The organism is Arthrobacter sp. efr-133-TYG-104 (assembly GCF_030208915.1).
GTDB lineage: Bacteria > Actinomycetota > Actinomycetes > Actinomycetales > Micrococcaceae > Arthrobacter.
In genome coordinates, this window is the sequence record NZ_JARVTA010000023.1 from 60,364 (window position 1) to 74,181 (window position 13,818).

Annotated in this window: 11 protein-coding genes and 1 tRNA gene; 8 read left to right on the forward strand and 4 right to left on the reverse strand. The window is 62.2% G+C overall.

Annotated features, from left to right (window positions below; translation table 11 throughout):
• Positions 1-21: 21 nt before the first annotated feature.
• Together QRN04_RS15435 and QRN04_RS15440 are read right to left on the reverse strand one after the other, a co-directional pair.
• Complete coding sequence (locus QRN04_RS15435; RefSeq protein ID WP_284976908.1) at positions 22-1,509, reverse strand: FAD-dependent monooxygenase; 1,488 nt, start codon at positions 1,507-1,509, stop codon at positions 22-24.
• Positions 1,510-1,704: 195 nt separating this feature from the next.
• Positions 1,705-1,787: transfer RNA gene (locus QRN04_RS15440), tRNA-Leu, on the reverse strand.
• Between the two features lie 341 nt (positions 1,788-2,128).
• Here QRN04_RS15440 and QRN04_RS15445 point away from each other — a divergent pair.
• The 7 genes from QRN04_RS15445 to pknB are packed head-to-tail and all read left to right on the forward strand — an operon-like array spanning position 2,129 to position 11,715.
• The gene (locus QRN04_RS15445; RefSeq protein WP_284976909.1) at positions 2,129-2,878 is read left to right on the forward strand and encodes an FHA domain-containing protein; all 750 of its coding nucleotides are present in this window, start codon (positions 2,129-2,131) and stop codon (positions 2,876-2,878) included.
• A gap of 5 nt (positions 2,879-2,883) precedes the next feature.
• A complete protein-coding gene (locus QRN04_RS15450; RefSeq protein WP_284977016.1) occupies positions 2,884-3,363 on the forward strand; it encodes an FHA domain-containing protein FhaB/FipA in 480 nt (159 codons plus the stop codon).
• A 3-nt stretch (positions 3,364-3,366) separates the two neighbouring features.
• Positions 3,367-5,064: a PP2C family protein-serine/threonine phosphatase gene (locus QRN04_RS15455; protein ID WP_284976910.1), complete on the forward strand. Its 1,698-nt coding sequence runs from the start codon at positions 3,367-3,369 to the stop codon at positions 5,062-5,064.
• Positions 5,061-6,491: an FtsW/RodA/SpoVE family cell cycle protein gene (locus tag QRN04_RS15460; protein WP_284976911.1), complete on the forward strand. Its 1,431-nt coding sequence runs from the start codon at positions 5,061-5,063 to the stop codon at positions 6,489-6,491. Before QRN04_RS15455 ends, QRN04_RS15460 begins: the two co-directional genes overlap by 4 nt.
• Positions 6,488-7,945 carry a penicillin-binding transpeptidase domain-containing protein gene (locus tag QRN04_RS15465; RefSeq protein WP_284976912.1) on the forward strand — a complete coding sequence of 486 codons (1,458 nt, stop codon included), beginning with the start codon at positions 6,488-6,490 and terminating at the stop codon, positions 7,943-7,945. Before QRN04_RS15460 ends, QRN04_RS15465 begins: the two co-directional genes overlap by 4 nt.
• Positions 7,942-9,768, forward strand: a complete 1,827-nt coding sequence (locus QRN04_RS15470) for a protein kinase domain-containing protein (protein WP_284976913.1) — start codon at positions 7,942-7,944, stop codon at positions 9,766-9,768. Before QRN04_RS15465 ends, QRN04_RS15470 begins: the two co-directional genes overlap by 4 nt.
• Before the next feature lie 9 nt (positions 9,769-9,777).
• A complete protein-coding gene (pknB, locus tag QRN04_RS15475; RefSeq protein WP_284976914.1) occupies positions 9,778-11,715 on the forward strand; it encodes a Stk1 family PASTA domain-containing Ser/Thr kinase in 1,938 nt (645 codons plus the stop codon).
• A gap of 48 nt (positions 11,716-11,763) precedes the next feature.
• Here the strand turns inward: pknB and QRN04_RS15480 are convergent, their stop codons facing one another.
• On the reverse strand, positions 11,764-12,405 hold the full coding sequence (locus QRN04_RS15480) for an aminodeoxychorismate/anthranilate synthase component II (RefSeq protein ID WP_284976915.1): 642 nt from the start codon (positions 12,403-12,405) through the stop codon (positions 11,764-11,766).
• Positions 12,406-12,575: 170 nt separating this feature from the next.
• On the reverse strand, positions 12,576-13,391 hold the full coding sequence (locus QRN04_RS15485; RefSeq protein ID WP_284976916.1) for a class E sortase: 816 nt from the start codon (positions 13,389-13,391) through the stop codon (positions 12,576-12,578).
• Between the two features lie 172 nt (positions 13,392-13,563).
• Here QRN04_RS15485 and QRN04_RS15490 point away from each other — a divergent pair, with 172 nt between their 5' ends.
• Positions 13,564-13,815 carry a cell division protein CrgA gene (locus tag QRN04_RS15490; RefSeq protein ID WP_284976917.1) on the forward strand — a complete coding sequence of 84 codons (252 nt, stop codon included), beginning with the start codon at positions 13,564-13,566 and terminating at the stop codon, positions 13,813-13,815.
• The last annotated feature ends 3 nt before the right edge of the window (positions 13,816-13,818 follow it).

Here is a 13,818-nt window from a genome sequence, read left to right on the forward strand (position 1 = left end):
CCCGGCCGGTCCGGGTCGACGTCAGGAACCGGAGCCGACGCCGAGCCAACGGGTGAGCGCTTCCATCAAACCTTGGTCAGTTCCTTCGCCCACCCAGCACACATACCCATCAGGCCGGATCAGCACGGCGGTTGGGGGCTCCACCTTCCCGATCAGGGGCAGCTCCCACGTTGCGGTGCACCGTGCATCAACCAGCCGGACCTGCCGGGCCCAGGCCCCGACGTCGAAACCTGAACGCCCGACGTCGAACCTGCCGGGTTCGGCGAGATTCAGCAGCACGGCCCTGGCGTCGCGGAGATGCGCGTAAACCCTCGATGGACCCTCAACACCGGCAATGGAGAGGTCCAAATCGGGCATGCGGCGGCCCAGGAGAGGGTGGCCGGCGCCAAGATCGTAAGTAATGTCCAAACCATGGATCAGCGCGGCGACGTGCTTGCGAGGCTCATCCATGACCATCAAGTCGGCGATGGTTTGGCCGAGCGCTGCGCTCCGCGGGTCCTGGCGCTGGAGCACAGTTTGGGCCATCGAGTGTTGCAGCGCGCGTGCAGCCACGGGATGCCGCTCGGCATGGTACGTGTCCAGGAGTGAATCGCCTGACGTGCCCTTGACCACTTGAGCGAGCTTCCACCCCAGATTGACCGCGTCTTGGAGTCCTAATCCGATTCCCTGGCCCCCGGCCGGGTAGTGGATATGCGCGGCGTCGCCGACGAGCAAAACTCTGCCGTTCCTGTAAGTGGCGGCTTGACGGGTCGCGTCGGTGAAGCGCGAAATCGACGTCGGTGAATGCACACCGAAGTCGGTACCGTAAACAGCTTTGAGGGCATCACTGAGATCAAGCAGCGAGGGTGCATCGCCCGAGCCCAAGTGCCGCTCCGTTGTGACCACTCGGTAGGTGTGCCCGTCTTCCAGCAGGGCGAAGCCGTGCACCCCTGTTTCATCTTGACGCATGCCGGACGGCGGTTCTCCGGACACTTCCACCTCGGCGATCAGGTTGCTTCGCGTTGCCTCCCAGCCCGGGAATTCAATGCCCGCGGCCTTCCGGACCACGCTCCTGCCGCCGTCGGCACCAATAAGGAACCTGGTCCTGAGGCTGGCACCCTCGGCGAGTTCGACGTCCACCCCGGCCTGGTCCTGGACGAAGCCAACCACCTCAGTTCCACGATAAACCGGGACTCCGAGGTCATGGATCCAGCCCTCAAGGATTGGCCGCATTTGCCTTTGCCATAGGCCAAGCCCGTAAGGATGCCGGGTGGGGAAATCGCTGATATCCAGGACGGAGTTGCCGAACCGTGCCGTTTGTCCTGTCTTACCCGCGGCCAGGAAAGGCTCGGCGATGCCTCGCTGATCAAGCACTTCGATGGTGCGTGAGTGAAAGCCGCCTGCGCGGGACTCCGGTAAGTCCCCGGTATCGCGCCGCTCCAAAATCGCGACGTCCACGCCCCACAGAGCCAACTCACCGGCCAACATCATGCCGGCTGGTCCACTCCCCACCACGATTACATCGGTCACGCCATCCCCCTACCGGTAATGTGCTCCGTTTATGAGCACACCGAGCAGCGTATGGCGTACACCCTCCCTTGCGGCAAGGCCCCTGCCCACCGATATCCTGAAGATGGAGGCGAAGGTGGAACATATAGGCACGTGGGTGTCCGCTCCGGAAACAAAAGAGCCCCGATCCTAAGACCGGGGCTCTTTAACATTGCGTGCGCGAGGGGGGATTTGAACCCCCACACCCTTTCGGATACTGGCACCTGAAGCCAGCGCGTCTGCCGTTCCGCCACTCGCGCGCAACTTCTTTTGTAGGCTTTCAGCGGGTTTCCCGGCTTCGATTCCTTCAAAAGCAGCGAGATCAAGCATAACGGACACCTCCGGCAAAACACCAATCGTCGCGCTTCCCCATCACCATGCGGCCGCGGTCTGCCGCGAGCGGCACGGGCTGGGCTGACCTCGTAATCGAACTTTTCCGGGCCCGAGGGCGTTGTGGATTAAGGCCAATCACAGTCAGTCCCAGTAGTATCGGGGAGTGGAAGGGCCGTTTGGCGCGTACTTTGCTGTGTGCGTCGACGGGCCACGTACGGACTATCGGACCAGGCACGGTGGGTGCCGCGGCAAGGAAAGGAGAACGACCATGGGTTTGCTGGACAAAGTCGAGCGCGGTATTGAAAAGGCCGTCCGTAATGTCTTCTCCACGGGGTCGCGGGCACGTGTCGAGCCGGTGGAGATTGCCAGTCGTTTACGTAGGGAATTGGACAACCAAGCCCTCACTATTTCTGCAGGGCGCACGCTTGCCCCCAACGTTTTTGATGTACTCCTCAGCGACGAGGACTTCACCAGGGCCCAGGAATGGGGAACGCCCCTTGCGGAGGAACTGTGCGACGTCGTCATTGAACACGTGCGCAGCCAGGGCTACATTCTTCAGGGACCTGTCCGGATCTCCTTCCGGCGCAATGAGCAGGAACGGGCCGGACATTTCGAGATTACTTCCAAGACCGAGAAGTCGACGTCGGATGCGGCCGCTCCTGCACAGCCACACGCCGCCCACGTTCCGGCAGCACCCGCCCGGCAGCCCGTGCGGCTGCAGCCCGTCTTGGATATCAACGGACAACGCTATTCGCTGAACGCCCCCTCTGTGGTCCTTGGCCGCTCGTCCGAGGCTGACATCTTGGTGGACGACACGGGAGTGTCCCGGAAGCACCTCGAAGTCAGGGCCGAGAATGGCGGCACCTGGGCCGTCGACCTTGGCTCCACCAACGGAAGCTACGTCAACGGACATAAGGTAAACGGCAGCGTGGAGCTCACCGACGGATCCACCATCACCATGGGACGGACCAGGATCATCTTCCGCCTACTTCCCCAAACGCCGGGGGGCCATGCGTGAACGGCATCAGCGAACTGACCATTACTGCCCTCCGCTTCGGATTCCTCCTATTGCTCTGGGTGTTGATCTTCAGCATCGTCTCCACCATGCGCCGCGATTTCCAGATCGGTCGCAAGGCAGCTACCGGTGCACCCACGGCCCGCGAGGTGCGCAAGCATCCCGAGCTCGCGGCTCCTGCGCAGCCGGCCATCCAACATGCCCGCAACCTGGTAGTAACCGAAGGGCCACTCAAGGGAACCACGCTGCCCCTGGCCGCGAGTCCTATCCTGTTGGGCCGCGCCCAGGAAGCGACGCTCGTCCTTGAGGACGACTACGCATCCGGCCGCCATGCACGACTCTTCCCGCAAGGAAGCCGCTGGTTCATCGAAGACCTCGGTTCTACCAACGGCACCTATCTGGCCGATCAACAGCTCACGCGGGCCCTGCCCGTTGAGCTCGGTGTCCCCGTGAGAATCGGCAAGACGGTCATTGAATTGAGGCCGTGATCCATGGCCTCGCCCGAGACTAGCCGAGCCAAGGACACACCCGCGGAGCGCCCGCTGATCATGCGCTACGCGGCGCGTTCCGACGTAGGACGCATCCGCTCGAAGAATGACGACTCCGCGTACGTGGGGCGGCACCTCGCGGTGGTCGCCGACGGCATGGGCGGTCACGCCGGTGGCGACGTAGCCTCCGCCTCCACCGTGCTGGATATGATCCACCTCGATCATGACGATTATCCCGAGGGCGCGGACACAGTCCTCGCGGACGAGATCCAGACAGCCAATTCCCTCCTGTCCGAGCTCGTCCACCAGAATCCGAAACTTTCCGGGATGGGGACCACGGTCACGGCACTGCTTCTTGAAGACCGCAAGCTCCACTTTGCCCATATTGGGGATTCCCGCGCCTACCGGCTGCGCAACAAGACATTCGAGCAAGTCAGCGTGGATCACACGTTTGTGCAGCGCCTCATTGACGAAGGCAGGCTTCGCCCGGAAGAAGCCGAGACACACCCGCACAAGAACGTTTTGATGCGCGTCCTCGGTGACGTGGACGCCAGTCCGGAATTGGACTTGGACGTCCTGGACGTCCAGCCGGGAGAACGTTGGCTGCTCTGCTCGGACGGCCTCAACTACGTGGCTGGCCATGTTGTTGAGCGAACCGTTCGGGAAACGCCTGACTTGCGTGAATGTGCTGAGCTCCTGGTCAACCTCACCCTTGAGGCGGGCGCCCCGGACAACGTCACCGTCGTCATGCTGGAGATCGTTGAGGAGACCGACGACGACGCCAACACGGCCGCCGTCGACGTCGTTCCGGCCCCGGCAGTCGTCGCGGTTATCGAAACCAAATCAGACCCGAAACCAGAGCCCAAAGCCGACGTCCAACCCGCGCCGACGGCCAAGACTGAGCAGCCACCAAGAGCCGAACCGGCCGCGTCCGACTCTCCGCAGGCCGATGACGCGGACACCGACGCGGACACCGACTCGGACACGGAATCCGGCTCGGAGTCTCCGGAAGAATCCGCCGAGCCGCCTGTCACCACAGATCCGCACCTCGGTGAACATCTGTCCGCCGAGGTTCTCCGGGAGGAATTGGCGAGCCGCCCGCACGAGCTTGTAGGTGCCGCTGCCACCGCAGCCGAGACCGGGTCCATTCCCACGGTGGCCGGCCGCACAGTGGCGCGTCGCGCCGCCATGGTCCTCACCCATAAAGCCGAACAGGACCGCGAGGAAGTCGAAGAACCGCCCCGTCGTCGGATTCGCTGGCTCATGCCGGCCGTCGCGGCGGTTGTTGTTCTCGGCGTCGTGGTTGGTCTTTGGCTTGGCTACGCGTGGACGCAGACCCGCTACTACGTGGGCGAATACGACCAGCGGGTTGCCATTTTCAATGGCATTTCCCAACGCTTGGGTCCCCTTCAGCTCTCGCGGCTGGAGTCGGTGACGGATGTTAAAGTGGATTCCTTGCCGGAATACGGTCAGCAGAGCGTCCAGCAAACCGTCCCGGCCGGTGATCTTCGCGACGCCCAGCGCATCGTGGAAAACCTTAAGAACACAGGCAGCGCGTCGGCGGATTGCCCCAGCATCTCCGCCAAGCCCACCCCCTCGCCTACGCCGTCCCGTTCAACCGCCCCCGCCATACCCAGTACCGCTGCCGTGGCCAGCCCTACACCTTCGCCGGTCCCGACACACTGTGAGGCGTCAAAATGATCCACGATGAGACGGCTCCCAAGCCCCGGCGAAACGTGGAGCTGGCCCTCTTGGTGCTTGCGCTTTCGGTCGGCATTGGAGCGAGCGCTTTGGTCAGCATCAACTCCACCAACGGCCTGAATGGCGACTTCTGGTTCCAGTCGAGCCTGCTGGCCGTCGCAGCGTTCGCTTTCCACTTGGTGCTTCGCATTCGGGCAAAATATGCCGATCCAGTAATACTTCCTATTGTGATCGCCTTGAACGGACTTGGCCTCGCGCTTATCCACCGCATGGACGCCCCCGGGGAGGACACCGGCAATAACCAGCTTCGGTGGACGCTCCTTGCCATGGCCGTATCTGTCGCCGTCATCTGGTTCCTTAAAGACCATCGCGTACTGAGGCGTTTCACCTTTATTTCCTTGGCCGCGAGTGCCCTATTGCTGATACTTCCCCTCGTTCCCGGCATCTCTGCCGGTGACGTTCTGGGCGCCAGCGTATGGATCCGCGTTGGCTCCATGACCTTTCAGCCCGGCGAGGTCGCCAAGGTAACTCTCGCTATATTCTTTGCAGGGTATCTTTCTTCAAACCGGGACCTCATCCTGCTTGCCGGCAGGAAGATCGGGCCCATGCAGTTCCCTCGGTTCAAGGATCTTGGTCCCATGCTCACCGCTTGGCTGGTGAGCATCGGCGTTCTGGTGTTCCAGCGCGACCTCGGCTCCTCAGTCCTGTTTTTCGGGCTTTTCATCGTCATGATCTACGTAGCCACCAGCCGTATCTCCTGGGTTGTGATCGGTGTGGCCTTGCTGATCGGCGGAGGCTTCCTCGCGGCGAAAATCTTCTCGCACGTGGCGTACCGTATCGACAGCTGGATCAATGCCTTCACTCCCGAGGTCTTTGGCCGTTCTCCGGGCGGTAGCGGACAGATCGTGCAGGGCCTGTTCGGAATGGCCGACGGCGGACTGGTCGGCACGGGCCTCGGCCAGGGCAGGCCGGACCTGGTTCCTTTTGCCAACAGTGACATGATCGTGGCCTTGATCGGCGAGGAGCTGGGCCTCATCGGGCTCTTCGCCGTCGTCATGCTCTATCTCTTGCTCTTCACCCGCGGATTCCGCGCCGCCTTGGGAACACGGGATGCGTTCGGGAAGCTCCTGGCCTGTGGGCTCTCGTTCGCCATTGCCCTGCAGTGTTTCGTGGTCATCGGCGGGGTCACCAGACTCATTCCCTTGACGGGCCTGACCACTCCGTTCCTCGCGGCCGGCGGATCGTCACTGCTTGCCAACTGGATCATCGTCGGCTTGCTGCTCATGATTTCCCATACTGCCCGCGGTCCCGTGGACACCAGCCCCATGGTGAATAAACCACCCGCGACCAGCAGCAGCCCGACTGTGCGTAAGCCGGTCACAGGACAAACACCCAACACAGCAACAGAGGCGGTGAGGCAACAATGAACCAGGCAATTCGCAGTTCCTGGATAGCCGCCGTCGCAATGTTCGCGTTGATTTTCGGTGCCATCAGCTACGTCCAAGTGATCGGCGCGGACGATCTCAACGCCAATCCGTGGAATCAACGCGCCATCCTGGCATCGTTTTGCAATGATCGCGGTGCGATCATCGTTGGCGGAAAGCCCATCGTGGAGTCCGTGGCGGGAACGGAGACATGCGCTTTCCAGCGTAAGTACAACCAGCCCGAGCTGTATGCCGGCGTCACCGGATACTTCTCCAAGGGTTTTGGGTCCACCGGCCTGGAGCAGTCCATGGGAGACACTTTGGCCGGCAATTCGGACCAGCTTTTCCTGGATCGTGTCAGCCAGATGTTCCTCGGCAATGAACCCAAGGGCGCTTCCGTGGAACTGACCCTGGATCCGGCGATCCAGCAGCTGGCCTATGACCTCATCCCTGACGGGCAGCGCGGCTCAATCGTCGTCACCAACCCCAAAACGGGTGCCATCCTGGCCATGGTGTCCAAGCCGTCCTATGACCCGAACCTGATCGCGACGCACGACGCTGCCGCGGCCCAAGCCAACTACAGCAAGCTGAACCAGGTTCCCGGGATCAACCTGAATCAAAATGTCAGCGGACCCACAGGCAACCTCTTGTCCCCCGGTTCGGTCTTCAAGCTCGTGGATGCAACGGCGGCACTTAACTCGGGCAAGTACAACAAGGACAGTGTGCTTCCCAACCCCAGCAGCCTGCCTCTTCCAGGGTCGACGGCCAGCCTGCCCAACTACGCCGGCGGTAATTGCGACACACGCGAGACCGCAACGTTTGCCTTTGCCTTGGAGCAGTCGTGCAACACCCCGTTTGCCAGCGTTGCCCTTGATTTGGGCCAGGATGCCATCCGGGAGCAGGCCACCAAGTACGGCTTCGGAGATACATTCGGGGACCAGCTGAAGCTACAGCAGGCCGTCAGTGTGTTCCCCAAGGGATTGGACCAGGCCCAACTCGCGCAGTCGGCCGTGGGCCAGCGTGACGTCAAGGCGACCCCGCTGCAGATCAACCTCATGACGGCGGCAATCGCCAACGGAGGGGTCCAGATGAAGCCCAATCTGGTCAAAACTGTCCGGGCACCCGATCTCCGCGTTATCAGCGAGTTCAAGCCCGAGTCCCTCCGGACCAGTACCACCCAAGCCATCGCGAGCCAGATTACCGAATGGATGACCGGCGATGTGGATAACGGCATCGCCAAGGGTGCGGCGGTGCAAGGAATCAAGGTGGCCGGCAAAACCGGAACGGCGGAGTTGGGTACCTCCGGCTTGAACAACTCATGGTTTACCGGATTTGCCCCGGCGAACGACCCGCAAGTGGCCGTCACCATCGTCATGGAGGGTGTGGATGTGCTCACCGGCGCCAAGCTAACCAGTCCGAACGCAAAGAAGATTTTTGAGGCGGTGTTGAACAAGTGAGGCCTACTTCAGGAATCACACTCGGCGGCAGATTCCAGCTGACCAGTCGTATTGCGATTGGCGGCATGGGGGAGGTCTGGAAAGCCAAGGACCAAATCCTTGGCCGGATCGTGGCCATTAAGGTACTCAAGGAGGAATACACCGGAGACCCCGGGTTCCTGCAGCGCTTCCGGGCCGAGGCACGCCACACCGCCCTGCTCAACCACGTGGGTATCGCTAACGTCTTCGACTACGGCGAAGAGGCAGGATCCGCCTACTTGGTCATGGAGCTCGTGCCGGGCCACCCGCTGAGCGCCATCCTCGAACGCGAGCAAGTTCTTTCTCCGGATATGACGCTCTCGATCATTGGGCAGACCGCCCGCGCTTTGGCCGTGGCCCATGCACAGGGCCTCGTCCACCGGGACATCAAGCCGGGCAACCTCCTGATCACTCCGGACAACCGCGTCAAAGTGACGGACTTCGGTATCGCTCGCCTGGCGGACCAGGTTCCGTTGACCCAGACCGGCCAGGTCATGGGCACTGCACAGTATCTCGCTCCCGAGCAGGCCACCGGCCAAACTGCCACGGGGTCCTCGGACATCTATTCACTGGGCGTGATCGGGTACGAATGCCTCTCGGGACATCGGCCGTTCTCCGGCGAATCACAAATTGCCATCGCGCTGGCCCAGGTGAACGATGCTCCGCCGCCGCTCCCGGAGACGTTGCCCCTGCCCGTCCGGGCTCTGTTGATGTCGATGCTTGCAAAGGACCCCAAGAACCGTCCGGCCAACGCCATCAAGCTGGCCGAAGCCGCCGAAGCCATTCGGAACGGCGACATCGCGACGGCCCACGCCGCAGTTCCGGGAATGCTGCTGTACGAAGGCGCCGGGGACCTCACGGCCCCGATCGACACGGCCACGGCGCCCACCGGCGTCGTCGGTTCCCCTTTCGGACGTGAACATTCGACGACGGCGACCTCCGCGCTTCCGGTACTGGGCGCCGGCGCAGCCGGTGCGGCACTCGGAGCTGCGGGGGCGTCGGCCGATAATCATCTCGGCCGAGCCAACGCCCTTGAGGCCGAACGCCAGCTGAACGATGAGGAAGTCCTCTACACCGAGGAGAACTTTGACGAGCCGGAGCCGGAACGGCGGAAGCGAAGCCCTTGGACGTGGCCTTTGGTGGCTTTGATCCTCCTGGTCCTGTTCGCCTTGGTTGGTTTCCTGATTTCCCAGTCGGGCTTCTTCTCACCCAGCAGCGCGCCGAGCGTGTCCGCTGCCTCCACGCCCAGCCAGAGCTCAACCGCCCCGAGCCCGTCCGCTACCCCGAGTGAGACATCGGAGGCGCCCTCAGCGACACCTTCACAGTCCACTCCCCAGAAGATCAACGTGATCCCCGAGCAATACCTGGGCCAGCCATTCGCGGCCGTAAGTGCGGCACTGCGGGGTATGGGCTTGGGAGTTACCGGCGTTCAGGTGTTCAACCCGGCGCCCGTTGGAACGGTGACGAACCTTGACCCCACGGGCTTGGTGGACCCGGGACAGATGATCACGGTGCAGTACTCAAAGGGTCCCGAGATGGTTTCCGTGCCGAGCATCGGTGTCGGCTTGTCCGAGATACAGGTCCAAGGCCTTATCGACGGCGCGAACTTGCGTTGGGTGGCTGGTGATCCGGTCAACGGAAACCCCGGCCAAGCGGCGGGTACCTTTGTCAGCTCCGACCCACCTGCAGGAACCAAGGTTCAAACAGGTTCTGTGGTGACTTACCACCTGTCCAAAGCAGCCGCTCCCTCGAGCGCTCCGAACACCGGCGCCAAGGCCTCGAGCTCTCCCACCCCGAGCAAGTAAGTAACGTCCATGTCCATGCCACGTCCCGGTCCAGCGCATAGAGAGGGGAGCAGCCCTGTGAGTTCCCAGCGCATCCTCAATGGCCGATACGAGCTCGGCGAGCTGATCGGTCGTGGCGGGATGGCCGACGTTTACCGTGGCACGGACACGCTCCTGGGACGGACTATCGCCGTCAAGGTCCTCCGGGCTGACTTGGCCCGCGATCCCCAATTCCAAGCCCGGTTCAAGCGCGAAGCCCAGGCTGTGGCGGCATTGAACCACCCGTCCATCGTGGCCATCTTCGATACCGGCGAATATTCGGTTCCTGGAGGTCCGGGCGAGGATGTGCGCGTCCCCTATATCGTCATGGAGTACGTTTCCGGGCGGACCTTGCGGGACATGATCAAGGCTCGCGAGTTGAGCGTTGCGGACTCGGTGGAATACACCCTGGGTGTTCTTTCGGCGTTGGAATACAGCCACAGGGCAGGCATCGTCCACCGGGATATCAAACCCGCCAACGTGATGGTGTGCGCCGATAGCGGTGAGGTCAAAGTCATGGACTTCGGCATTGCCCGGGCCATGGCCGATTCGGCGGCGACAATGACGCAAACTCAGGCGGTTGTGGGGACCGCCCAGTATCTTTCGCCCGAGCAAGCCCGCGGTGAAACGGTGGACGCACGCAGTGACCTGTACTCCGCGGGTTGCCTCTTGTACGAACTCTTGACCAGCCGGCCGCCCTTCATCGGGGACAGCCCGGTCTCTGTTGCTTATCAGCACGTTCGGGAGACGCCGGAGTTGGCCAGCTCCTACAACACGGACGTTTCCGAGGCCCTGGACTCGGTTTTGGTCAAAGCGTTGCAGAAGAGCCGATCCGACCGCTTCCAGGATGCTGCCGCTTTCCGCCGGGCCCTCAGGGCTGCAAGCAACGGCATTGCGGTCCCAGCACTTCCAGCCTCTGAGGCTCCCACCGATCCGAACGATCTCGTGGAACCCGAAGACCCGGCAACGCACCTTCTCAGCACCACTGCCGTAGGTTTCCTGGACGTTGGCCAGTTCAAAGAAGACGCCTACGCCGAGCCGCTCCACGAGCATCTGGAAGAACCACTTCCCTTAGGCCTGCCTCCTGAAAGGGAACTGCCCGCCGGCCAGAAGTCCCGGCGTCGGGCTTGGATGGCCACCCTGGTGATTTTCACGCTGATCGTCCTCGGTGGCGTGGGTTTCTGGCTCTTTAGCATCATGAGCACACCGCAAAAGTCTCAGAAAGTTGCGGTGCCCACAGTGGCCAACTTGACCGAGTCGCAAGCCATCCAGGACCTATACACCGCCAAACTGGTACCCAAATCAGTGCGGGCTTCCAGCGATACGGTGCCCAAAGACAAGGCAGTGGGAACGACGCCGGCAGCGGGCACCATGGTGGAGCCGAACGCGGAGATTGTCCTCACGATTTCCAGCGGCCCCAGTGCCGTCACGATTCCCGCGGATATTGTGGGCCGCACCGAACTGGACGCTCGGGACGCTCTGCGCAGGCTGGGTATGACCGGGGATGTCACCACCACCATGGTTGACAGCCCCACTGTCCCGGCAGGCGTTGTCATTAATACCAGCCCGGCGCCGGGTGTGCCGATGGCGACCTCAAGCAAGGTGGAACTCCAGGTCTCCACGGGCAAGGTCGTGGTGCCGCAGCTGATTGGCCTGCCTGTCGCGGAGGCGGAGGCGTTGCTCAAATCCAATGGCCTGGCCATGGTGGCCGTGGAACAAGAGAACTCGCAGGTGGACCCCGGTAAGGTGACAGCCCAAAGCGATGCATTCAACACCAAGGTCGATCAAGGCAAGGCTGTGACTGTCACCGTGGCGAAGGCTCCCGCGCCGCCTCCGGTCCCGACGCCGACTCCTACGCCGACCCCAACGGACGCGGCCACGGATACGCCTACCCCCACGCCTACTAAGGTCACCGGGCCAAAGAAGTAACCGCGCCAGCCACCAATGCTTTACACAGGCATCACTGCCTTACAGGCATCACTGCTTTATCAAGGGACTCAGCGTGGATGCCCGCTTGGCCGCCCCGGCCATGCCAAGTGACTCGAGCCAGTTACCCAGCATCTGGTATCCACCCTCGGTAAGTACGGACTCCGGGTGGAACTGAACACCGCACAAAGGGGCGGTCTTGTGCTGCAACCCCATGACCACACCGTTGGTAGTCTCAGCGGTGACCTCAAGGACATCGGGGATCGAGTCACGAACGGCCGCGAGCGAGTGGTACCGGGTTGCAGTGATCGGCGACGGGAGCCCGGCAAACACGCTGGTGCCTGCATGCTGCACCGGAGACGTCTTTCCGTGCATCAGCTCCGGTGCATGGGTGACCACGCCGCCGTACGCCTCAGCAAGTGCCTGGTGGCCGAGGCAGACGCCGAGCATCGGTTTGCCCTTTTCACCGCACCATTTGATGAGCTCGATGCATACCCCCGCCTCGGCGGGAGTGCCAGGGCCCGGGGAGATGAGGACACCGTCGCGGGCGGCCGCCAGTTCGATGGCTTCGGCAAGCGTGACGTCGTCGTTGCGGACCACGGTGGTCTCCGCACCGAGCTCCTGCAAGTACCCCACCAGGGTGTAAACGAAGCTGTCGTAGTTATCCACTACGAGAATTTTTGTTGTGCTCATGGCTGTTGCGCTGAACCAATCGTTGAGTCGGTCAAGGTGGTGAATTGGGATAACCAAGGGAACAGGTACTGCGCCATGAGCACCAAGGCTACGGCGACCAACGCCAAGCACGTCAGAATCCGGACCCAAAGCGGTCCCGGAAGATTCCGGAAAATCCAGGCGTACATCCGTTATCCCTTTCCTCGGGCTTGGGCTACTTGGGCTGCAATTGCCGACGGCGGCCCGGCTGAGGCCGGTTGCCAGCTTTCCAGCACCGAGAAGGCGATAATGCGTTCCTGGGACCCGAAGCGCGGGTTGCAACTCGTCATAGTCAGGATGCTCTCCTTGGCTGCAGCCCCTGCTTGCGTAGGAACGGGCATCAGGACGTCGGTACGGTTCGGGAGGACGATCTGGTTGTTGCGGAAAACGTACGTGTAGTAGCCGTCGGCTGTTTGTACATAGATCTTGTCCCCGGGAACCAGTGTGTGGATGTTGTCCAGGACCGCGCCGTGGGTTTGCCGGTGTCCGGCCACCGCAAAGTTGCCAATGGCACCTGGCATGCTGGTGCTTCCGTAGTGTCCCAGGCCCAAGGTGTCCAGCACGTCGGCACTGGTTCCTTCGATGATGGGGCGGGTGTAGTCGGCGCCGAATCGCGGGATGTACATGATGCCGATGGTCTGGCCGTGGGCTGGGGCCTTACCTACTACAGGGGTGCCATAGTCGATGGTGCCGGTAGCTGCCGGTGCGGTAGGACCGGTGAAGTGCTGCGCGAAGCTTTGGACGGCCTCGGTCTGTTTGGCATCGGCTTCTACGTTGGTCCACCATAGCTCCCATGCCACAAAAAGAAGCAGGACAATCCCCGCGGTGATGAGGAGCTCACCCAGGATCCGGCAAATCAACCGGAACACGTCGCCGGGACCCCGCCGCTTCGGTGAAAGCGGCCGCGGCTCATGGGGCTCTGTTGCCCCGTAAGGCGCAGCAGATGGCGTCGTCTGCTGATGCGCCACGGGGTCTCCTCAGAACGGGCGCGGTCGGCGCAGGTGCGTATCTGGTTGGCGCTAGACTTGACAGCTAGAGCCACCCGGAACGTCGTATGCCCGATGTCCGCTGGAAATTCCTTTCCTGCAGGATATCAAGGCTTGACGCAACGGGTATTTATCCCACAGCCAAGGAGGATCCGTGCCCGAGTCCAAGCCCCGCAAGCGGCCTGCCCGTCAGGCCCAGACTTCCACCGCCCAGCAGTACAAGCCGAATCCGGTTTGGTACAAACCTGTGATGTTCGGCCTGATGATCATCGGCCTGCTCTGGATCATCACCTTTTACATTTCCGAGGGCCGCCTTCCTGTACCGGACTGGTCCTCATGGAACATCGTCGCCGGCTTCGGAATCGCAATCGTCGGATTCCTCATGACCACCCGCTGGCGTTCGTAGGAA